Annotated in this window: 23 protein-coding genes; 22 read left to right on the top strand and 1 reads right to left on the bottom strand. The window is 58.7% G+C overall.

Going from position 1 to position 22,296, the window contains the following annotated elements:
• Window positions 1-75 precede the first annotated feature (75 nt).
• The 6 genes from DLM86_RS08200 to DLM86_RS08175 all read left to right on the top strand — a co-directional run bounded on the left by DLM86_RS08200 (window position 76) and on the right by DLM86_RS08175 (window position 6,404).
• Entirely contained in the window at window positions 76-960 is an 885-nt protein-coding gene (locus DLM86_RS08200; protein ID WP_110839500.1) for a DMT family transporter, read from the top strand.
• Between the two features lie 178 nt (window positions 961-1,138).
• Window positions 1,139-2,338: a metallophosphoesterase family protein gene (locus DLM86_RS08195; RefSeq protein WP_245954417.1), complete on the top strand. Its 1,200-nt coding sequence runs from the start codon at window positions 1,139-1,141 to the stop codon at window positions 2,336-2,338.
• Between the two features lie 226 nt (window positions 2,339-2,564).
• Entirely contained in the window at window positions 2,565-3,161 is a 597-nt protein-coding gene (locus DLM86_RS08190) for an SLOG family protein (protein WP_110839498.1), read from the top strand.
• 81 nt (window positions 3,162-3,242) lie between these two features.
• Window positions 3,243-4,577, top strand: coding sequence for an MFS transporter (locus DLM86_RS08185; RefSeq protein WP_110839497.1), 1,335 nt, complete (start codon window positions 3,243-3,245; stop codon window positions 4,575-4,577).
• A 253-nt stretch (window positions 4,578-4,830) separates the two neighbouring features.
• Window positions 4,831-5,331, top strand: coding sequence for a hypothetical protein (locus tag DLM86_RS08180; protein WP_110839496.1), 501 nt, complete (start codon window positions 4,831-4,833; stop codon window positions 5,329-5,331).
• 143 nt (window positions 5,332-5,474) lie between these two features.
• Window positions 5,475-6,404, top strand: a complete 930-nt coding sequence (locus DLM86_RS08175) for a DUF6612 family protein (RefSeq protein ID WP_110839495.1) — start codon at window positions 5,475-5,477, stop codon at window positions 6,402-6,404.
• 82 nt (window positions 6,405-6,486) lie between these two features.
• Here the strand turns inward: DLM86_RS08175 and DLM86_RS08170 are convergent, their stop codons facing one another.
• Window positions 6,487-7,833 (bottom strand): aminotransferase-like domain-containing protein, encoded by a 1,347-nt coding sequence (locus DLM86_RS08170; protein ID WP_110839494.1) that lies wholly within the window; start codon window positions 7,831-7,833, stop codon window positions 6,487-6,489.
• 137 nt (window positions 7,834-7,970) lie between these two features.
• Here DLM86_RS08170 and DLM86_RS08165 point away from each other — a divergent pair, with 137 nt between their 5' ends.
• The 16 genes from DLM86_RS08165 to DLM86_RS08090 all read left to right on the top strand — a co-directional run bounded on the left by DLM86_RS08165 (window position 7,971) and on the right by DLM86_RS08090 (window position 22,294).
• Window positions 7,971-8,909 carry a DMT family transporter gene (locus DLM86_RS08165; protein ID WP_110839493.1) on the top strand — a complete coding sequence of 313 codons (939 nt, stop codon included), beginning with the start codon at window positions 7,971-7,973 and terminating at the stop codon, window positions 8,907-8,909.
• Complete coding sequence (locus DLM86_RS08160; RefSeq protein ID WP_110839492.1) at window positions 8,906-9,757, top strand: NAD-dependent epimerase/dehydratase family protein; 852 nt, start codon at window positions 8,906-8,908, stop codon at window positions 9,755-9,757. Before DLM86_RS08165 ends, DLM86_RS08160 begins: the two co-directional genes overlap by 4 nt.
• Window positions 9,758-9,896: 139 nt before the next feature.
• Window positions 9,897-10,103: a spore coat protein gene (locus DLM86_RS08155; protein WP_110839491.1), complete on the top strand. Its 207-nt coding sequence runs from the start codon at window positions 9,897-9,899 to the stop codon at window positions 10,101-10,103.
• A 21-nt stretch (window positions 10,104-10,124) separates the two neighbouring features.
• Window positions 10,125-10,487 (top strand): spore coat protein, encoded by a 363-nt coding sequence (locus DLM86_RS08150; RefSeq protein ID WP_110839490.1) that lies wholly within the window; start codon window positions 10,125-10,127, stop codon window positions 10,485-10,487.
• Between the two features lie 19 nt (window positions 10,488-10,506).
• Entirely contained in the window at window positions 10,507-11,643 is a 1,137-nt protein-coding gene (locus tag DLM86_RS08145) for a zinc-dependent alcohol dehydrogenase (protein ID WP_110839489.1), read from the top strand.
• Window positions 11,644-11,684: 41 nt separating this feature from the next.
• Complete coding sequence (locus DLM86_RS08140; RefSeq protein WP_110839488.1) at window positions 11,685-11,885, top strand: hypothetical protein; 201 nt, start codon at window positions 11,685-11,687, stop codon at window positions 11,883-11,885.
• Between the two features lie 12 nt (window positions 11,886-11,897).
• Entirely contained in the window at window positions 11,898-12,197 is a 300-nt protein-coding gene (locus DLM86_RS08135; protein ID WP_110839487.1) for a spore coat protein, read from the top strand.
• Window positions 12,198-12,315: 118 nt separating this feature from the next.
• Window positions 12,316-12,867: a pyridoxamine 5'-phosphate oxidase family protein gene (locus tag DLM86_RS08130; protein ID WP_110839486.1), complete on the top strand. Its 552-nt coding sequence runs from the start codon at window positions 12,316-12,318 to the stop codon at window positions 12,865-12,867.
• Between the two features lie 409 nt (window positions 12,868-13,276).
• Window positions 13,277-13,699, top strand: coding sequence for a VOC family protein (locus DLM86_RS08125; protein WP_110839485.1), 423 nt, complete (start codon window positions 13,277-13,279; stop codon window positions 13,697-13,699).
• 182 nt (window positions 13,700-13,881) lie between these two features.
• Complete coding sequence (locus tag DLM86_RS08120) at window positions 13,882-14,691, top strand: helix-turn-helix domain-containing protein (protein ID WP_211326501.1); 810 nt, start codon at window positions 13,882-13,884, stop codon at window positions 14,689-14,691.
• A gap of 141 nt (window positions 14,692-14,832) precedes the next feature.
• Window positions 14,833-16,170: an MFS transporter gene (locus DLM86_RS08115; RefSeq protein ID WP_245954410.1), complete on the top strand. Its 1,338-nt coding sequence runs from the start codon at window positions 14,833-14,835 to the stop codon at window positions 16,168-16,170.
• 291 nt (window positions 16,171-16,461) lie between these two features.
• Complete coding sequence (locus tag DLM86_RS08110; protein ID WP_110839484.1) at window positions 16,462-17,619, top strand: ROK family transcriptional regulator; 1,158 nt, start codon at window positions 16,462-16,464, stop codon at window positions 17,617-17,619.
• Window positions 17,620-17,663: 44 nt separating this feature from the next.
• Window positions 17,664-18,668, top strand: coding sequence for an asparaginase (locus DLM86_RS08105; protein WP_110839483.1), 1,005 nt, complete (start codon window positions 17,664-17,666; stop codon window positions 18,666-18,668).
• A gap of 90 nt (window positions 18,669-18,758) precedes the next feature.
• Entirely contained in the window at window positions 18,759-20,360 is a 1,602-nt protein-coding gene (locus DLM86_RS08100; RefSeq protein WP_110839482.1) for a glutathione ABC transporter substrate-binding protein, read from the top strand.
• Window positions 20,361-20,443: 83 nt separating this feature from the next.
• Complete coding sequence (locus tag DLM86_RS08095; protein WP_110839481.1) at window positions 20,444-21,370, top strand: ABC transporter permease subunit; 927 nt, start codon at window positions 20,444-20,446, stop codon at window positions 21,368-21,370.
• A gap of 12 nt (window positions 21,371-21,382) precedes the next feature.
• On the top strand, window positions 21,383-22,294 hold the full coding sequence (locus tag DLM86_RS08090; protein WP_110839480.1) for an ABC transporter permease: 912 nt from the start codon (window positions 21,383-21,385) through the stop codon (window positions 22,292-22,294).
• Window positions 22,295-22,296: the final 2 nt, after the last annotated feature.

Here is a 22,296-nt window from a genome sequence, read left to right as displayed (position 1 = left end):
TCTCTAACAATCATTATACATAAAACCGGACCTCCCTTACAATAAAGAGCATCTCAAGCGTAGGAGGTCGTTCCGATGAACCCGATCCGTTACTTCACACTTGTCGTCTTTACGACGCTTCTGATGGGCGTTGCCTTTCCGGTCGGCAAAATCGGCCTTGCTTATGCGCCGCCGTTTCTGATGACGGGCATCCGCTTCGTCGTGGCGGGCGGTCTGCTCGCCGCACTCGTCGCGAACAAGCCGCGTCCGCGAGGCGGGAAACAGTGGCTGCAGGCGGCCGCGATCGGCTTGATTCAGTCCGCCGGCGTCATGGGCTGCTGCTATTACAGCATGAGGTGGATTTCGTCCGGCGAATCCGCCATTATCACGTGTACGAATCCGCTGCTCGTCATCGTGTTCGGCACGCTGTTCGCGAAGGCGTCTTACACCGGCCGGCAATGGCTCGGAGTAGCGGCCGGCATCGCCGGCGTCGCCGTCACGTTCGGCTTCCGCGTCGGCAGCATCCAGCCGGGGACGTGGATCGCCTTCGCGGGTGCGGCGTGTTTCGCGGCCGCCACGCTGCTCGTCAAACGGTGGGGGCCCGCCTTCGACATGAACGTGCTCGCCGCCTATCAGATGCTGGCCGGCGGAATCGCACTGCTCGTCCTGAGCGCGGCGGCGGAGCACCCGGTTTTTATTTTCACCCCTGCATCGGTGGCGGTCGTGCTTTGGCTCGCCGTCATGTGCTCCGTCGTCCAATTTTCGCTGTGGTACTATTTGCTGAGGAACGGCGATCCGGCGAAGACGAGCGCTTACTTGTTCCTGGTGCCGCTGTTCGGCGTTTTTTTCAGCTGGCTGCTGCTCGGCGAGAAGGTGGACTGGTACGTAGGCGCGGGCGGAGCGCTTATCTGCGTCGGCATTTATTGGGTCAATCGGGCGAAGAGCGCCGGTTCGGCCGCTCATGCGGCGGGGCGGACCTAATGCGCCGATTTCGGTCGGGCGGCTTGGTTCCCCGGAACCGGGACGTCCGATTCATTTCTCCGTCTTTACGAACCTTTCACTTCCCGTTAACAGCATCGTGAATGTCGTCGGCTATGCTGGCATTAGGTCGGACAGCGGCGTACAGACATCGATAAACGAACGAGCGGGAGGAATCGGGATGATGCACGGAGACGACTTGAAGAAGGTGGGCAGGCGCCGCTTTTTGAAAATGGGCGGGATGAGCGCGATCGCGCTGACGGCGGGCGCCGCCGGGCTGACCTCGGGGCTGTTTCCCGGGCAGGCCGCGGCGAAGCCGGACGAAGAAGCGGAAGGCGGGCGGAAGCCGGACCGCGACAAGCCGCACGGCAACATCAAGCTCCGCTTCGCGGATGACGGAACGTTCAAGATCGTCCAGTTTAACGATTCACAGGACGACGAGGACATCGACCCGCGCACGGTGGAGCTGATGGAGAAGGTGCTGGACGCGGAGAAGCCCGGCTTCGTCGTGCTGAACGGGGACAACATTACGGGCGGCACCGACACGCCGTCCGAGGTGGAGCGGGCGATCGGGCATATCGCCCGGCCGATGGAGGAGCGAGGCATTCCGTGGGCGATTACGTTCGGCAACCATGACGAGGATTCGACGCCGAACAGCGGGCTGAACGAGGAAGCGATGCTGCGTCTTTACATGGCGTACAAGTACAATTTGAACGAGCCCGGCGCCGGCGGCGTGACCGGAACCGGCAACATGAACGTGCTGATCGGCGGACCTCGCGGAGGCGAGCCGGCGTTCAACGTCTGGCTGATGGACAGCGGCCGGTATGCGCCCGAGTCGATCGCCGGGCAAGGCTTCGATGGATATCCGACGTGGGATTGGCTTCGCTACGACCAGGTCGGCTGGTATTGCGAAACGTCGAAGAAGCTCGAGCGGCAGTACGGCCGCAAAATACCGTCGCTGCTGTTCATCCATATCCCGCTGTGGGAATTCCGCCATATGTGGTACGGCAGCGTGGACGGTCGGACGGATGCGCATCACGCCGCGGCGGCGGCGAAGCATGCGATTACGGGCGAGCGGAACGAGGACGAATGCCCGGGGCCGTTCAATAGCGGCATGTTCGCGGCGATGCTCGAGCGCGGCGACGTGAAGGGCGTGTTTTGCGGCCACGATCACGTCAATACGTATGCGGGCAACTATTTCGGCATCCTGCTCGGGTATGCGGGCAGCGTCGGCTTCGGCACGTACGGACTGCCCGGGGCGGACAAAAACCGGCTGAGGGGCGCGCGCGTCTTCAACCTGCGCATGGCCGGCCCGGACGTGGACGTCGAGACGCATATGGTGTTCGCCAAAGACTACGGCATCGATTTGACGGCCGATTAATCGGCGCGAGGCGCCCGGAATAGATCCGGGCGTTTTTTTGTTCGCCTAAAACGGCGTACCTTCGAATCGGCGCCGGTATTTCCCCGATCGCATCGGCTCACCCGTGATCGTCCGCTCTCGCCGCGGTCGCGTTTTTTGGGTGTTGTCACGGGAGGCGGCGTCCGGTATAGTCATACTGATAACGGTCGGGCTGTCTTCAGTTTGCCGCCGCAAGGGGATTCGAATGATGAAAAACGTACTCGTCACGGGCTATCGCGCCCACGAGCTGCAAATTTTCGACGAAAAGCATAAAGGGATCGTCTACATTAAAAAGGCGATCGCCCGCAAGCTGGTTCCGCTTGCCGAGGAAGGGCTGGAATGGGTCGTTACGCCGGGCCAGTACGGCGTCGACTTATGGGCGTGCGAGGTCGTCATCGAGCTGAAAAAGCGGTTTCCGCAGCTGAAGCTGTCGATTTTGACGGCTTACGCGAACCCGGAAGAGAAGTGGAAGGAAGAAAGGCAAACGTACTATCGGGATATTTTGAAGCGTGTCGACTATTACGGCGCCGTCAGCAAGCAGCCGTATGCCGGGGCGTGGCAGCTGCAGGCGCGGGACGAATTGCTGTTCCGCAAAACCGAAGGCATCATTTTGTTTTATGACGAGGACGCGGGGGAAGGAAGTCCGCGGTTTTACAAGGAAAGAGCGTTGAAAAAACAAGCCCGCGACGGGTACCGCATCATCGGCATCGTGTCGGAGGACGTGCAAGCCATCGCGGATGAAGAAGCGGACCGGTACGACGAACCGCCGCCGGAACGGGGAGAGCCGGATTTCGAGCCGGATTGAGGCGCGCTTCCCCCCGAGGAGCGGGAAGGACGATGCCGGGAGCGAGAGGCGCAGGCCGCAAGAGAAGGAGAAAAGGACCGCATGTGGAGAAACCGGAACGTTTGGATCGTCTTGTCCGGCGAGTTCGTGGCGGGGCTCGGGCTGTGGATGTCGATCATCGCCAATTTGGAGTTTATGCAGCAAAAAATCCCATCCGACTTTGTGAAGTCGCTGATTTTGTTTACCGGCTTGCTCGCCGGGGTATTGATCGCGCCATGGGCCGGACGCGTCATCGACTCGACATCGAAAAAGAAGGTGCTGATGCTGTCCGGCGCCGGACGGATCGTCAGCGTTTGCTTCATGTTCGCGGCGCTTTATTTCGATTCGGTTTGGTGGATGGTGCTGTTCGCGGTGACGCTGCAGATGGCCGCCGCCTTTTATTTTCCCGCGCTGCAGTCGGTCATACCGCTCGTCGTCAAGGAAAGCGAGCTGCTGGCGCTGAACGGCGTCCATATGAACGCCGGCACGCTGGCGCGAATACTCGGTACGACGCTGGCAGGGCTGATGCTGGCAGTCATGAGCTTGAAAGGATTGTATATCGGCTCCTTCATCGCTTATATCGCGCTGCTGGCGGCCACTTGGTTCCTGAACGTGCCGGAAGCCGGGAAAGAAGCGGGAACGAGCGGGTCCGAACGAATGGCCAAGCCGCAAATATCAGCAGCGGCCGCCGTAAACCGGAAGGAAGCGACGGAGAGTTTGGGGAAAGAAGAGGAGGCTTCAGTTGGCGAGGCGGGAGACTCGTCCGATGCCGATGCCGCGGCCCGAAGCGGCGGCGGCTTCAAGGCGCTGCTGCCGGTGCTTCGCGCGCAGCCGATCGTCGTCGCCGTGCTATGGCTTTCGCTCGTGCCGACGCTGTTCATAGGCGCTTTTAATCTGATGATCATTAATATAAGCGAGCTGCAGCACGACTCCCAAATCAAAGGTCTGCTGTACGCCGTGGAAGGAATCAGCTTTATCGCGGCCGGTTTTTTGGTGAAAAAGCTCGGCGACGGAGGCAACCCTTTAACCCGTTTGTTTGCGTTCGCGGCACTCGTGGCGGCCGCCCTGTGCCTGCTGGCGTTTGCCGACTCGCGCCTATGGTCGATGGTATCGTTCGGACTGTTCGGGTTGGCGGCGGGCTGTTTTTTTCCCGTTGCCTCGACGATGTTTCAGCGACATATCCCGAAACCGTTTCACGGCCGCTTTTTCTCGTTCCGCGGGATGCTCGATCGCGTCATGTTCCAGGTCGTCCTGCTCGGCACCGGGCTTTTGCTCGATACGATCGGTTTGAAGCGGATGGTGATCGGTTACGGGGTGCTGTCGTTCGCGCTGATCGCGCTGTTCTTCCTGCGGGGAAACCGCGCGGCGAAGGCGGAAGGCGTCCAAGCCGAAGGTTAATGCGATGAATGTTTAATGGCATTAATCGAAACGAATCCGATCCTCGAACACGATGGCGCCGCTTAATGAAGACCGCATGTCCGCGGTCTTTTTTCCTTGGCGAATGCCGGCCGTCTCGCTCGCCGGACCCCAGCCCGCGATACTGGACTTTGGTCCAGTGCCGGCATCCCCTCGAGAAGGAGGACCGATTGCACCGGGATATGATACAATCCACACGTGGTTCATTCAAATCGGAGAAAGGAGGAGTGGGAACATGAAGTTCAGGGCGATTGCGGGGGCGGTGCTCATGCTGCTGGGCGCCTACTTGTTTTTGAATCGTGGGGATACATACGGGCCGGGCACGATATTCGCTTATTTTTGGCCAAGCTTGTTCGTCATCCCGCTCGGGTTGTTTTTTCACTGGATGTACTTCTCCATGGTCGGGCGTAAAGGAATCGGGCTTCTTATCCCGGGCGGCATTCTGTTTACGTCAGGAATCGTATGTCAAATATCGATGATTTTCGACAGCTGGGGAACGATGTGGCCTGGGTTCATTATGGCCGTCGCGGTCGGGCTGTTCGAGTTTTATTGGTTCGGCGGCCGAAACAAATGGCTGTTGATTCCGATCAACATCTTAGTCGTGCTGTCCGTCTTGTTTTTCGTCGTGTTTTCGGCCGGAGCGGTGCTCGGTCGGCTAGCGGGCCAGCCGCTCGCCGCGGTGGCGATTTTGGTGCTCGGCGCACTGCTGCTCGTCGGTCGAAAGAAGGAGACGTAACGGCTCAAGCCGGGTCTTGCAGCCCCGGAAACGGAGAGGCTCCGGCCGGGGCCTCCCTTTTTTTTGGGGCAAAAGCCCCATGCGCCCCATTTCCAACCTATGGTAAACTTCATCTTCGGATAGAGAGAGGAGAGAAACTACAGATGACAACGAAAACAAAAGCATGGAAAAAAACGGCGGGAACCGTCCTGTGCGCGGTCTGCATCGCCGTCGTCTCGGCATGCGGCCAGAAGCCCGCGGATCCGGGCGAGACGAAACCGGTCGCATCCGCGCCCAATGCGGAGACGTCGGCCAAATCGGGCGACCAGTCGAAAGCGCCGCAAACGCCGGCCTTGAAAACGGCCGCCGACGTGTACGCGAAGACGGTCGAAGAAAGCGCGAAGCTGGAAAGCGTCACGGTTAACATGAATATGAAGCAGACGATCGAGCAAGGCGCCGATAAAATGGATATTCAGTCGAAAATCGACATGGACGTCGTCATGAAGCCGACGATGTCGTTCAAGCAGGCGATCTCGATGAACATGGCCGGCCAGGACGTCAAGATGGAGATGTACTTGACGAAGGACGGGTTTTTCATGAAAGAGCCGACTACCGGTCAATGGATGAAGCTGCCGGCCGAGCAGATGAACCAGATCATGAGCGCCATGTCCGGCAACCAGATGGATCCGACGAAGCAATTGGAGAAGATGAAGCCGTTCGCGAACGATTTCACGATGGACGAAAGCGGAGACCAATACGTCGTCAAGCTGTCGGCCAGCGGCGACAAGTTCAACGAATTCATCCGCAACGAGATCGCCGCCAATATGGGCAGCGATCCCGAGCTCGGGGAGATGCTGAAGCAGAGCGCGGACGCGATGAAGATCAAGAAGGTCGAATACGCGTTCGGCATCGATAAAAAGACGTTTTATCCGAAAACGATGAACGTCAGCATGGACCTCGATATGGACGTGCAAGGCCAAACGGTGAAGCTCGTGCAGCAAATCGACGGCACGTATACCGGCTACAACAATATCAAGGAAATCGCGGTGCCGAAGGAAGCGCTCGAAGCGAAGCCCGTAGGTGCGGCGCAGTAAGCCGGAAGCGGCGAAAGCATGGGACGAACGACGTTTCGTTCCATGCTTTTTTTGTTTTCCGATGACGGATCGAAACGTCGGGTTACCGGCTCTTAAACTTGCGGATCTCGTCGAATATCGCGGCGACGCCGTCCGCGATCCGGTCCTCCGCCACCTGCGTAATGCTCAGCTTCACGATCGGGCGTTTCTCGAACGAGGCCAAATAGCCGGCGTCGATCCCTTTCAGCACGATCCGCTTTTGCCGGTACAGCCGGTCGAACAGCGTAGGGAGATGGACCCTCCCCGGAAGCTCGATGTGCGTATGGACGCCGGCGCGTACCCGCGCGTGGCGGACGTCCTTCGTATCGTTGCAGGCGTCCAGCGCTTCGTTCAGCCGCGCGAGGCGTTCCCGGTAGGACGCGAGGATCGCTTGCTTGCGCCGCTCGAACATGCCGCTTCGAATATAAATTTCGAGAGCCGCCTGCGAGAGCATCGAGCTGTCGATGTCGGACAGCCGCTTGTACAAGGCGAACGTCTCCTGCAGCTCCGGAGGAAGGACGACGACGCCGACCCGAAGCCCGGGGAACAGCATTTTGGAGTAGCTTTTCAAATAAACGACGCGGGACGGCGCGTACGCGTGAATCGGATCGGATTTCGAATCGGTTTCCAGGTCGGCCAAATAATCGTCTTCGACGATATAGACGCCGTAGCGTTCGGCGAGCTCGGCGATCGCCTTTTTCGTCTTCTCCGCATACGACGTGCCGAGCGGGTTGTGGAAGCGCGGAATCGTATAAAACATCTTGATGTCGCCCGTGCGGAACAGTCGCTCCAGCTCGTCGAGATCGATGCCGTTTTCGGTGCGGACGATGCCTTGGGCCGGGATGCCGTGCAGCCCGAGCAGCTCGATCAAAATCCGGTAGCTCGGCTGCTCCAGCAAAACGGTCCTTCGGCCGCCCGGGAACGGCATCGTCGACAATATCGACAGCGCCTGCTGGACGCCCGAGCTGATCGCGATTTGGCCGGGACGGGCGAATACCTGATAGTCCGCCAAATGTTTGACCAGCACGGCGAGCAGCGACGGAAGACCCTGGGAGGTGCCGTACGTAAACAGATGATGTCGGTACGTATCGATCGCCTTATTGAGGCAATGCTGAAAATCCAGGTAAGGAAACAGCTCGGGGTCGGGCGCGGGCGAAGAGAAGTCGAGAACCGGCGTCTCCGTACGGCGGTCCGCCTCGACCCGTTTCAAGACGGCATAATATCCGCTTTGCGGAACGGAATAGACGACATGGCGTTTCTCCAGCTCCGCATAAGCGCGGACGACCGTGCTTTTGCTGCAGCCGTATCGGTCCGACAGATCGCGGATCGACGGAAGCTTCTGCCCGCCGCGAATCGATCCGTCCTCGATCCGCCGCTCGATTTCGTTCATCAGTTCGGCATATTTGTTCATTCGTTTCACTCCCATCGACGAACTGTACCGGTACAGTTTCGCTATTTTTCAATTGAACGGCGACTCCGCCACCCTTATGCTTGAATCCATAAGCCGGCCGGCTTGACAACCCCGTGAATACGAAAGGCGGACATCGCATGGGCGGACAACGCGCCATATACGGTTTGGCTCTATTATACTCGCTTATCATCGGTTTTTCCTTTTTGTTTACGAAAGTGGCGCTGCAATACGCCGATCCGATCGACACGCTGGCGTACCGGTTCACCGTGTCGTTCGCCGCAATCGGCATTCCCGTCCTGATCGGCCGGGTCCGGCTCCAATGGCAATGGCGCCGATGGCTGCGGCTTGTACCGATCGGCCTCGTATACCCGACCGCCTTTTTCGGCTTTCAGGCGTTCGGGCTCGAACGGATGGCTTCGTCCGAAGGAGGCATCTTTCAAGCTTCCGTGCCGATATTCACGCTCGTCCTCGCCTCGATCGCACTGAACGAAAAAACGTCGTGGGTCCAAAAGCTGTCCGTGCTGTGCTCGGTCGGAGGCGTCGTCTATATTCTTGTCATGGGAGGTGCGTCCTTGCACGGCACGAGCTTGGCGGGCATCGTCATGATGCTGCTGTCGGCCGTCCTGCTGTCGTCGTACAACGTAATGGCGCGTTTCATGCGGAACGGCTACTCCGCCGTCGAGATGAGCTTCATGATGATGCTCATCGGCTGCATCTGCTTCGACGCGCTGGCGGTCGCCAAGCACGCGGCGTCCGGGACGATGCGGGAGCTGTTCGGGCCGTTGGCCGAGCCCGGCTTCGTCGTGTCGATACTGTATATCGGGCTGCTGTCGTCGCTCGTCTCCTCGCTGCTGTCCAATTACGTCTTGTCCAAGCTGGAGGCGACCGCCATGAGCTTGTTCGTCAACCTGGGCAATTTCGTATCGATCGCGGCGGGCATCGTGTTTCTGGACGAGCGGTTGGCCTATTATCATATCGTCGGCGCCGCGCTTATTATCGGAGGCGTACTGGGCATCCGCGTTCGGACGCGAAGCAGGGCGGAAGAAACGATTATGGAAAGGGGAAAAACGGGATGAACATTGTTGTGGCAGGCGCAAGCGGCGTCATCGGAAGGGCGCTCGTGCCGATGCTGGTTGAAGCGGGGCACGAGGTCGTCGGCTTGATCCGCAACCCGGCCTTGGCGCCGGTACTCGAGAAAATGGGGGCGCGCCCCGTACAGGTCGACGTATACGATCGGGACGCCTTGTTCGAGGCGATCCGGCAGGCGAAGCCGGAGGCGGTCGTTCATCAGCTGACCGCACTGGGCGACCGCGATTTCGCGGCGAATGCGAACATCCGCACCGTCGGCACGCGAAACCTGGTCGATGCGGCGCTTGCCGCGGGCGTACGCAAAATGATCGCGCAAAGCATCTCATGGGCGTATGCGCCGGGCGAAGGGCCGGCGACGGAAGAGGAGCCGCTCGATCTGGACGCTCCGCCTCCGCGCCGAGCGACGGTCGAAGGGGTATATGCGCTGGAGCGTCAAACGGCGGAGATGCCGGAGCATGTCATTCTCCGTTACGGTCTCTTCTATGGGGAGGGGACGTGGTATGCGAAGGACGGCTTGTTCGCCGAACAAGCACGGCGCGGCGAGCTGGCCGCGACGGACGGCGTCAGCTCGTTCGTGCACGTGGCGGACGCGGCCCGCGCCGCCCGCCTTGCGCTCGATTGGCCGTCCGGGGCGGTGAACGTCGTCGACGACGAGCCGGCCCCCGGTACCGACTGGCTGCCGGTTTTCGCCGAGGCGGTGGGGGCGCCTTTCCCCGACGCGCGAGGCGGAGCCAACCGGGGCGAGCGCGGAGCCTCCAATGCGAAGGCGCGGCGATACGGTTGGGTACCCGAGGCAGCCACATGGCGAACGGGGTTCCGCGATCGGCTCGGCTGACCCGGAACGTTTTTCAACTTCAGACCTTATTGTCGTTCGGAAACGGCATAAGGTCTTTTCTCTTTTTCCGGGTGATGTTGCGGTATAACGCCCCACGTTTAGGTGAAAATACCGATGTCGATCAAACGGAGGTGACCGTATGAATCAGCCCGCTTTGGCTCCGCACGAAACGATGGAAATTCACGAGCTGATGAACTTCAAGACGATTTGCTTGGCCAAATCGAAGCTCATGCAAGGAATCGTTTTCGACAAAGATTTAAAAGCACTCATGCAAAAAGACGTCGAGCAGTCGATGCAAGCGATTCGGGAGCTGCAGCAGTTGTATCCGAAAGCGCCCATCCAATAAACGGAGGTGCACGTTCCGACCATGAACAACGATTATTTGGACCCGATCAACGCCGAAGGGATGCCGCACCGAGCGGACGCGACGTTCGCCATGGAATTTTTGCTGGCGGCCAAGAGCGGGGTCCGCAACTGTGCGTTCGCCTTGACGGAGACGGTCAGTCCCGAAGCCCGGGAGGTCGTGCGCCGGCAGCTTCGCGAGGCGCTTCGGCTTCACGAGGACATCAGCCGGCTCATGACGGAAAGAGGATGGCTCCGCGCTTATGACGTGGGAGAGCAGCTGGAGCTGGACCTGAACGCGGCCGACACCACGCTCAAAATCGCCGAGATGAAGCTGTTCCCCGACGATACGTCCAGACTCGGCACGTTCGCGACGCCCAACAAATGACGACGGAGGAGCCCGACCGATGAAAGCCGTAACGTACCAAGGCATCAAAAACGTGCAAGTCAAAGAAGTTCAGGACCCGACAATCGAAAAACCGGACGACATCATCGTCAAGCTGACGACGACGGCGATTTGCGGCTCCGATCTCCATCTCATTCACGGCATGATCCCGAACTTCCCGACCGATTACATTATCGGGCACGAGCCGATGGGCGTCGTCGAGGAGGTGGGACCGGAAGTCGCGAATTTGAAGAAGGGCGACCGGGTCATCGTACCGTTTACGATCAGCTGCGGACATTGCTACTATTGCACGCACCAGCTTGAAAGCCAATGCGACAACTCGAATCCGCACGGCGAGATCGGTGCTTATTTCGGCTATTCCGAGACGGCCGGCGGCTATGCGGGAGGGCAAGCCGAATATTTGCGGGTGCCGTACGCCAACTTTACTCCGTTCAAATTGCCGGAAAATTGCGAGGTCGAGGACGAAAAGCTGTGCCTGATCTCCGATGCGGCGTCCACCGCTTACTGGAGCGTCGACAATGCGGGCGTAAAGAACGGCGACACGGTCATCGTGCTCGGCTGCGGTCCCGTCGGTTTGCTCGCGCAGAAATTCGCGTGGCTGAAAGGAGCCAAGCGGGTGATCGCCGTCGATTACGTCCAATATCGGCTGGACCACGCCAAACGGACGAACAACGTCGAAATCGTCAATTTCGAGTCGGAGGAAAACATCGGCAATCATCTGAAAGAAATGACGAAGGGCGGGGCGGACGTCGTCATCGACTGCGTCGGCATGGACGGCAAAATGACGCCGCTCGAATTTTTGGCGTCGGGTCTGAAGCTGCACGGCGGCGCCATGGGCGCGCTCGTCACGGCGTCGCAAGCCGTCCGCAAAGGCGGCATGATTCAAGTGACGGGCGTATACGGGATGCGGTACAACGGGTTTCCGTTCGGCGACATTTTCCAGCGCAACGTCAATATTCGGACGGGGCAGGCGCCGGTCATCCATTACATGCCTTATCTGTACGAATTGATCTCGGGAGGCAAGGTCGACGTCGGCGACGTCATCACCCACGTACTCCCGCTGTCCGAAGCGAAGAAAGGGTACGAGCTGTTCGACGGCAAGCTGGACGGCTGCATCAAAGTGGTGCTCAAGCCGTAGCTCCCGTCGTGCGGTACGAAGGAAAAGGAGGCGATTCGACGATGACCGATCATTACGCCTTGCACGAAACGTTGGATTTGCACGAGATCGTTGCGTTCAAGACGATTTGCATGACGAAGTCGAAAACGATGCACATGCTGGTGTCGGACCCCGAGCTCAAGGCGATCATGGAGCAGGACGTCGACGTGTCGACGAGACAGCTGCAGGAGCTGACCGGATTGCTCGCGAAGACGGTCCAATAGGAGGATCGGTATATGAATACGATAATCGAACGGCTGATGGGCGTCGATACGCTGACCGACCAGGTCATCGCGATGGACATGCTGATCGCGGCCAAATCGGGAGTCCACAATTACGCCGTCGCCTTGACCGAGACGGCTTCGCCCGACATCCGGGAGGTGCTGGCCCGGCAGCTCGAGGAGGCGATCGAGCTGTACGGACAGCTGACCGACTATGTGGTTAGGAAGCGGTTCTATATCCCACGCGACGTACCGGAACAAATCCGGCTCGACCTTCAAAACGCGAAAACGGCGCTGGCCATTCCTTCCCCGTAACGGAAAAGGCGGCTCTCCGTACGCGATTCCGTCCACGATCCGGCCGAATTGTATTATAATGGTATCGGATCGTCCGCATGCGCATCACCAATCGGAGTCGCAAAAGGAGAGACGGAGTATGGGGAAACAATTCGCCGCCCTGCTGCCCGAGCACGAGGCGTTCATCCGCAGGCAGCATCTGTTTTTCGTGGCGACGGCGCCGCTTTCCGCGGAAGGGCACGTCAATTTGTCGCCGAAAGGCTACGATTCGCTGCGCATATTGTCCGCCAACCGGGTCGCTTATTTGGACTTGACCGGTAGCGGCAGCGAGACGAGCGCGCATCTGCTCGAGAACGGAAGAATCACGATCATGTTTTGCGCGTTCGAAGGACCGCCGAACATTATGAGACTGTATGGAACCGGTTCGGTCCACCTGCCCGATTCCCCCGAATGGGAGTCGCTTTTCCCGCTATTCCCGCCCCTGCCGGGAGCGAGACAAATCGTCTCTGTCGACGTTCATAAAGTGCAGACGTCATGCGGATACGCCGTGCCGTTCATGGAGTACGGCGGCGAGCGGGATACGTTGACCCGTTGGGCGATTCAAAAAGGGGAGGAAGGGCTAGTCCGGTACCGCGAACAAAAAAACGCGTCGAGCATCGACGGCTTGCCGACCCCGCTGGGGTTGAAGTGACGAGGCGAAGGACTCGCTTTCGCGAAAGCGGAGCGGGTCCTTCGCACGTTTTCGCGTATCATCGCATCGTGTGCATCCGACCGAAATCCATCCAAAAAATGAACTCGAAGGGAAGCTGAACGAGGGGGCCATTGGAACATGACCGGCAGAATGGCGGCCAACCGGCTCCATTTCGCCTTTTGGGGACAACTCTACCGGATGAATCCAATCCCGGTCTTGCCCGCCGAAGAAGGTTCGTCATTGGATAAAATCCATTTGGGTACGAGGAAGAAAATGGTGGGGTGCTGTTATAAACCGTTGTCCCGAATCTTAACGATTTATTTCATAATCCATGACAGGCCTTGTCACTATCATCGGCTACACTGAACCTGTAACCGAAAAAGGTATGAAAAAAAGGAGAGGATTCGTCATGACGTTGACATTGACCCCATTTATCCAGTTGGACGGAAAGGCCGAGGAAGCGATCCGCTTCTATGAGCAGGCGCTCGAAGCCGAAGTCGTGTTCAAGCAGACGTTCGGAGACGCGCCGGCCGACCCGGAACGTCCGATGCCGGACTCCCTTAAAGGCCGGGTAGCTCACTCCGTGCTGAAAGTCGGCGACGCGGAGCTGTTCGTGGCCGATTCGGAAACGGAATCGTCCGAGCGGCCGGGAAGCCTGGTGTGCGTCTGTATTTCGACGGCCGACGTCGCCCGTTCGCAACGGCTGTTCGAATCGTTGAGCCGGGGCGGTCGTGTCGATATGCCGCTGCAACCGACGTATTTCAGCCCCGGCTTCGGCGTCGTGACGGACAAGTTCGGCGTCGTCTTCCAAATTTTCACCAAGCGGGACTGAATCTCCCGCGAACCGCGAAAGCCCGTCCCGCCTCGGCGAACGGGCTTTCCGCGTTCATCCGGAGGGGCGGCGGGCGTTGGAAATAGTTGTATGATGCATTCTAATCCGGCTGAACATGTGATATGATGGATGCGAACAATTGTTCTCAGATCGATTCGGATGGTTAGGAAGGTGCAAGAGTGATCATTACGGACCGTTATTCGGAGATCGACGAGGCCATCGCTTTCATCCATCAAAATATTCACGAGCCGATCACGCTTTCCAAGCTGGCGAGCCACGTCGCTTACAGCCAGTACCATTTCGCCCGCATTTTCAAGGAGAAAATCGGCTTGTCCCCTCAATATTACGTATCGTCGCTCCGGCTGCAAAAGGCGAAGGATTTGCTGCTGCGCACGAACCTGAGCATCCGGGACATCGGACTCGAGATCGGCCAGCAAAGCCTGGGCACGTTCACGACCCGGTTTACCGAACGGGTCGGCGTCACGCCCTCCGACTTTCGCAACTCGGCGAAGAAGGCGGACAATCTGTTTCGCGCGCTGCAGTCGTTGGACGATTGGTCGGATATGCGCCCGAACGTGCCCCAGCACGGAACGGTCGAAGGAACCGTGCGGGCCGAAGTGCCGTTCGACGGCGTCGTGCTGATCGGCTTGTTTCCGAAGCCGATCCCGGAAGGGCTTCCCTTATACGGAACGCTGCTGTCGTCGTTGGGGGAGTTTCGATTTACGAACGTCAAGCCGGGCGTTTATTATTTGATGGCGACGTCCGTTGCCTGGGGGATGAAGGCGCTCGATTTTTTGCTCCCGCACGCTACGCTGCGCACTCGTTCGAGGGAGCCGATCGTCGTCGGAGCCCGAGCGCCCGTCCCTTATCAGATTGTCACGCTGCACCCGCCCCGGCAGGACGATCCGCCGATTCTGATCTCGCTGCCGCTGTTGATGAACAACTTCATCAATCGGGTGAGCCGGATCGGCCAGCACAATAGCAATCGATAAGAAACCCGGTTCCGCAACGGGTGCTACAATGGGAAAGGTTTAAAGAACCTAACCCAATCGGAAAGGAAGCATAATCATGAATGTTGCGGAAAGCCGCTCCGCACCCGCGGCAACCGATCCCGGCGTGAAGAAGAGCGTGCTGTGGATTACTACGTCATTTTTTTCGCCGTTTTGAACGAATCGGTATTCAACGTCTCGACGCCGAACATCGCCGAGCAGTTCGGGCTGGATGCCTCCGGCGTCAGCTGGGTGGTGACGATTTTTTTCATCGCGTTCGGCATGGGGATGGTCATCTTCGGCAAGCTGTCCGACATGTTCAGCGTCAAGAAGCTGATCACGATCGGCATCGTCCTGTACAGCGCGGGGTCGCTGCTCGGGTTCGTCCTGCAAGCGTGGTATCCCGCCGTTATTTTGTCGAGGGCGATTCAAGGGGCCGGCGGCTCCGCCATCCCGGCGCTCGTCTTCGTCATGGTAGCCCGCTTCTTCACGGCGGAAGAGCGGGGGAGGCTGTTCGGCGTCATTACGTCGACGGTATCGTTCGCGGTCGGGATCGGTCCGGTGCTGGGCGGATACGTCGCGGGCTCGTTCCACTGGTCGTTTCTGTTTCTCGTCCCGCTGCCCGTCATCGTAGCCGTTCCGTTTTTCCGGAAGCTTTTGCCGGCGGAGGACCGCGGATCCGGCAAGCTGGACGTCATCGGCGCGGTGCTGCTCGGCGTCGTCGTCTCGATGGTCATTTTGTTCACGACGGAGACGAACTTGCTCTATTTGCTCGCCGCACTTCTCGCGCTAATCGTCTTTATCGTCCATATTCGCCGGGCGAAGGAACCGTTCGTCGAGCCGTCCCTGTTCGCGAATGCGCGCTACCGGAACGCGCTGTTCATCGGCTTTCTCATCTTCGGCACCGTCATGTCGGTCATGTTCGTCATCCCGCTCATGCTCAGCAACCTATACGGACTCGACACGGAAAGCATCGGTCTCGTCATGTTCCCGGGCGCGATCAGCGCCGTCGTCTTCGGACGGGTCGCCGGCAATTTGACGGTGAAGCGGGGGAGCCATTTCGTCGTGTACGTGGGGCTCGCCTTGGTCGCGACGAGCTTGCTGCTTCAATCGTCCGCGATCGGGCTATGGGTATGGTACATCGGCGTCGCGCTTATCCTGATGTATATCGGTTTTTCCTTCGTACAGACGGCGTTGACGGAGAGTGTCACGCAAATATTGCCCGGTCCCCAGATCGGCGTCGGCATGGGGCTGTTCAACATGACGTCGACGATTTCCGGAGCAGTCGTGACGGCGCTTGTCGCGAAGGCGATGGAGCGGGAGGTGTTCGCGTTTCCGCTTCATCCGCTGCTGGCGAACGCCAACGCGTACTTATACGGTAATTTGATTTTGTTGTTAAGCTTCGTCGTTGCAGCGAGCGCGCTGCTCTATTTCGCATCGTTCGGCAAAAAAGCGCCGCAGCCGGCGCACAAGCCGGCGTGACCTGCGGGTACGGTTCAAGAGGGCTTCCGTTTTATAGCGGAAGCCTTCTTTTATTTTGACGGCCCAAACGGCTCCATTCCTTTCCATCGTCGACCTGCCGGAAGCAATTCCCAATCTAAATCGCTTTCATTTGGTGTTGACATCCTCTCGCCGCATCCCCTATTATTAATATCACTGGAGAATATAAATGCGAAAACAAAACAAATTCTTAACATTAGGGTGAATTTCCACGATAATCCACTTCAAAAATGAATTATTTAATTCATTGGTGAAAATAATGGAGCGATTCTGATGAAAAAGCACGATCAAGACTTTATGAAGCGGCAAAACCGCCTCACGGTTTTTGAAATCATCAAAAGCCAGCAGCCGATATCTCGTGCAGCCATCGCCAAGCAAACCGGAATGAGCCCCACGACGGTAAGCCGGATCGTCGCCGAGCTGACCGAGGAGGGGTACCTGCTCGAAACCGAGCAGGTGTCCGCCGGTTTGGGACGCAAGTCGACGCTGCTGGCGATGGTCGACGCGGCCGTTCTCTCCGTGGGCGTCGAGCTGGACCGGCATCGGATCCATATCGGCATCGTGGATATTCAAGGGAACGTCGTCGCGAAAACCGACTACGCCCGGGCGACGGATGAAAGCGTCAACGCGACGCTCGAGAGGATCGGCGCCGAGATCGACCGGCTGACGAAGTCGAACGAAATCGACTGCGGCCGATTGATCGGCATCGGCGTCGGACTTCCCGGCATCGTGGACAACGAGAAGGGGGTTGTCGTCTTTTCCGTCCAGCTCGGCTGGAAAAACGTCGCTCTCGCCGAAAAGTTGAAGGCGATAACCGGCTACGAGGTGGCCATCGACAACGAGCTCAAGGTGAAAGCGCTTGCGGAGCATTTGAAGGGCGCCGCCATCGGCTCGAGCCGGACCGCGATGCTCGGCTTCGGCAACGGCGTCGGCTCCGCCCTGATCGTCGACGGAGAAATCGATCGAGGGAAGACGAACAGCGCCGGCGAAATCGGCCATACGACGATCGACCCGAACGGCATGATGTGCGACTGCGGGAAGGCGGGCTGCCTGCAAACGTACATTAATATCCACTCGCTGCTGTCGGAAGCGAATAAAATACGCCCGGTCCGCACCATCGAGGAGCTGTTCGAGGCGAGACGCGCGGGAGAACGATGGGCGGTTTACTTGGTCGACCGAGCGCTCATGTACATGGCCATCACGATCAATAACGTCGTATGCATGCACAATCCGGACACCGTTATAATGAGCGGCGAGCTGACGGACAAATTTCCCGAGATCTACGAGGAAGTAGCCGAGCTTTGCATCAAGCGGTTCGTCTGGGAGCCGCTGCGGGGGACGTTTGCGATTCGCCCGTCCGAGCTGAGCGGACAAGGCGTCGTCATCGGCTCCGGGCTGATGTCGCAAAATTGCTTTTTCGCGCTGGAGTAGAAGGGTCGACGGGCAAGGCTCATCGATAACGAGGAGGGTACAAGATGCGTTTTACACCATTGGTTGAAGAATATCGGGGCGGCGTGCTGGAGAACGTGCATTACGGAGCGATCGCCGTCGTCGACGAGAACGGCGGGCTGCTGTACTCGGCGGGCGATCCCGAGCACCTCACTTTTTTGCGGTCGGCCGCCAAGCCGTTCCAGGCGATTCCGGTCATGAAGCGTCGCATCGACGAGGCGTACGGGCTGGCCGGCCATGAAGCCGCGCTGTTCGCCGCGTCGCACCGGGGAGAAGCGTTCCACATCGATGCGCTGGAATCGATGATGCGCAAAATCGGCATCGACGAGCGCCAGCTTCACTGCTGCGCGACGTACCCGCTTAACGAAGACGCCAAGGCGGAGCGGCATCGGGCGCATGAAGCGAAGCGCAAAATATTCCACAACTGCTCGGGCAAGCATACCGGCCTGCTGGCGCTCTGCAAGCATATGGGCTGGGACGAGAGCTCGTACTACGATCCGGAGCATCCGGTGCAGAAGGAGATCGTGCAGGCGCTCGCCTACATCGCCGAAGTGCCCGAATCGTCGATTCCGCAAGGCGTCGACGGCTGCGGACTGCCGATCTTCGCGCTCCCTCTTCATAAAATCGGCTACTCGTTCCTGAAGCTCGCCTGTCCCGACCTCATCGAAGATGCGGCTACGCGGGAGGCGGCGGCCCGAATGGCCAAGCTCATGAACGAGCACCCGGATATGATCGCCGATACGCGGTTCGTCTGCTCGGCCTTGCTCAAGGATCCGAACTTGTCCGCCAAGGGCGGGGCGAAGGGCGTCTATGGCATCGGCCTGCGCAAGGAACGGATCGGCATTTCCCTGAAAGTGTCCGACGGCTCCGAGCAAGTATGGCCGTGCATCATCGCTTCCATATTGGAACGGCTCCAATACGGCAACCGGGAGACGATCGACCGGCTGTACGAGCTCGTACCGAATACGATCGTCAACGACGGCGGGACGGAAGTCGGTCATCGCCGAGCGGTATTCGAATGGAACGCCTGAACAACGAGAATAACCTCCGGCATCCCGATTGGCAAGCGAATCCGGGACAAGGGGCATTCTAAATAACAACATCTTAGGGGAGTGAACCGAATGAAAGGCAAAGGAAGATTGGGGTCGATCCTGCTGATGATGCTGGCCATCGCGCTGGTCGCGGCAGGCTGCGGCGGCAAAGGCGGCCAAGACAATGCGGCCGACGCCGGCAAGAGCGAGAATACGAAGACGGTATCGAAAAACAATAAAGATATCGTCATCGCCATCAACGCCAACTTTATTACGCTGGACCCCCACAACACGAGCGACACGCATTCGATTACCGGGGCCAGAACGATGTACGAAGGCTTGATGGGCTTCGATGAAAATATGAATGTCGTGCCGGTGCTGGCCGATTCGTACAAAATCAGCGACGACGGCTTGACCTACACGTTCACGCTGAAGGATAACGTCAAGTTCCACGACGGCACCGATTTCAACGCCGAAGCGGTCAAAGTGAACCTGGACCGGATTCGCGACGAGAAAAACAACCTGAAGCTGCGCAAAAGCTTCGCGAAAGTGACCAACGTGGCGGCTTCCGACGCCAAAACGGTCGTCATCACGCTCAGCGAGCCGTACAACGCGTTCCTGAACAAAATGGCGATGGCGCTCATGGTCAGCCCGAAGGCGCTGAAGGAGCAAGGCGACAACATCGGCAAAAACCCGGTAGGAACCGGTCCGTTCAAATTCAAGGAATGGGTACAGGGCGACCGTCTCGTCGTCGTGAAAAACGCCGACTACCGCCAAAAAGAGCTGCCGAAGGTCGACAGCATTACGTTCAAGCCGGTACCGGAAAACGGCTCGCGGATCGCGATGCTGAAGACGGGCGAAGCGGACTTCATCTATCCGATGCCGACCGAGCAAGTATCCGAGGTGGAAGGACAGAAGGACATCGTCGTCGACAAGATCGATTCGACGATCGTGCGCTACGTAACGCTGAACACGATGAAGAAGCCGTTCGACGACGTGAAGGTTCGCCAAGCGATCAACTACGCCATCAACAAGGACGCTTACATTAAAGTCGTCAAATCCGGGCTCGGCGCGAAGCTGGACTCGACGATGTCGTCCAAAACGCAATACTACTCCAAGCAAGCCGGCTACGATTACGATGTGGCCAAAGCGAAAAAGCTGCTTGCCGAAGCGGGCTACCCGGACGGCTTCAGCGCGGAAATTTGGGGCGAGAACGACTCCGAAACGATGAAAGGCATGCAGTTCATCCAGCAGCAGCTCGCGCTCGTCGGCATCAAGCTGGAAGTGAAGTCGATGGAAGGCGGCACGCTGTCGCAGCAAATCAACTCGGCCAAGACGCCGCAAGAGGCGAAAATCCAAATGTGGTACGTCAGCTGGTCCCCGTCGTCCGGCGACGCGGACGGCGCGACGCGCGGCCTGTTCAGCAGCGAGATGTTCCCTCCGGCCGGAGCGAACACGGCTTACTACAAAAACGCGAACGTCGACAAATGGATCGCCGACGCCAACAAGGCGGTCGATCCGAAGCAAGCCGGCTCGATCTACGCGGACATCCAGAAGCAAATTTGGGAAGACGCGCCGTGGGCGTTCATGGGAGTCGACCAAGTCATCTCGGGCAAACGCGCCTACTTGAACGGCGTGAAGGTATTCCCGGACGGCTCGATCAGCGTTCGCGATGCCGAAGTGAAGCAATAATCGTCGTATGATAACGGGGCCGTTTCGGAAAGTTGCTGCGGAACGGCCCTTGTTTTTTATGGACACGAAGGGAGGCTCACGCGTTGGGCAGATACGCGTTGCAACGACTTCTTGGCGTCATTCCGCTTCTGTTTGTCGTATCGGTTCTGGTGTTCATGTTCATTCACTTGATCCCCGGCGATCCGGCGCGTCTTGTGGCGGGCAAGGACGCCACGCTGGAAGAAATTAACGGCATTCGCGAGCAGCTCGGACTGAACTTGCCGCTTTGGCAGCAATATCTCGATTATATGGGCCGCCTGCTGCACGGCGATTTGGGCAGCTCGCTGCGTTCCGGCTTGCCGGTATCCGACATGCTGCACAGCCGGCTGATGCCGACTCTCATCCTGACGTTCATGAGTCTCGGCTGGGCGCTCGTCATCGGGCTGCTCATCGGCACGATCTCGGCGGTGAACCGGAACCGGTGGCCGGATTACGTCGGCATGCTGACGGCCATTTCCGGCATTTCCGTTCCCGGCTTCTGGCTCGGACTCGTGCTCATTCAAATTTTCTCGGTCGAGCTCGGCTGGTTTCCGACCGGCGGCATCGATTCCTGGAAATCGTACATTCTTCCGTCGCTGACGCTAGGCGCTGGCATTATGTCGATGCTGGCTCGGTTTTCCCGCTCGTCGATGCTGGAGACGATGAGAGAGGACTACATTCGGACGGGACGGGCGAAAGGGCTGCGGGAATTCGTCGTCGTCGGCCGCCATGCGCTGCGCAACTCGCTGATTCAAGTCGTCACCGTCGCCGGACTTCAATTCGGCTTCCTGCTGGGCGGCTCGGTTATGGTGGAAACCGTATTCAGCATTCCGGGTCTCGGGAGATTGCTGGTCGATTCGATCGCGTTCCGGGATTATACGGTTATTCAAGCGCTGCTGCTGCTGTTCGCCACTCAATTTATTTTGATCAATCTGATCGTCGATCTGCTGTACGGTGTACTGAATCCGAAAATCCGGTATGCGTCGAGCTAGGAGGAGATAGCGATGAACGACAATTCGACGATTGCGGGGGCCGGTTCCTCCGGGCCCGGAGACGTGCAACAGGCTAAGCCGGCCAAGGGCCGCGCGGCGGAATTTTTCCGCAAGTTTTGCAAGCAGAGGCTGTCGCTCGCGGCAGGCATCTTCATCGTATTGCTGGCGATCGTCGCCTTATTCGGCCCGTACCTTGCGCCGTTCGACCCGAACGAGCCGGACTACGACGCGCTCATGGCGCCTCCTTCGGCCGCTCACTGGGCCGGCACGGACGAATACGGCCGGGATATATTGAGCCGTCTGATCGACGGAACGCAGCTGACGCTTGCGGTCAGCTTGAGCGCCGTTTTGATCGCGGCGATTTTCGGGACGATTCTCGGACTTTTGAGCGGCTATTACGGCGGCTGGTGGGACCGGCTCATCATGCGGAGCAGCGACGTGCTGTTCTCGTTTCCCGACTTGCTGCTCGCGATCGGCATCGTCGCCATTCTCGGACCGGGCTTGTCCAATGTGGTCATCGCGGTCGCCGTATTCGGCACGCCGTCGTTCGCCCGGATTATCCGGAGCGTGACGCTGTCTGCGAAAGAAACGCTATTCGTTGAAGCGGCCCGATCGATGGGCGCCAAAAACGGACGCATCATCTGGAAACATATTTTTCCGGAGACGGTACCCAGCGTCATCGTCAACGTCACGATGAAAATCGGCGGCGCGATATTGGCCGCATCTTCGCTCAGCTTTCTCGGGATGGGCGCGAAGCCGACCGAGCCGGATTGGGGCGCCATGCTCAGCATGGGCCGGGATTATTTGAGCATCGCTCCGCATATCGTATATATTCCCGGAATTGCGATCTTTTTAACCGTGCTTGCGTTTAACCTGGTAGGGGACGGACTCCGCGATGCTCTCGATCCCAAGACGAAAAATTAAGG

The sequence above is a fragment of the Paenibacillus flagellatus genome (assembly GCF_003217775.1).
Classification (GTDB): domain Bacteria; phylum Bacillota; class Bacilli; order Paenibacillales; family NBRC-103111; genus Paenibacillus_AB; species Paenibacillus_AB flagellatus.
The sequence above is the reverse complement of the archived record's forward strand: the minus strand, read 5'-3'. Positions and strand labels throughout refer to the sequence as shown.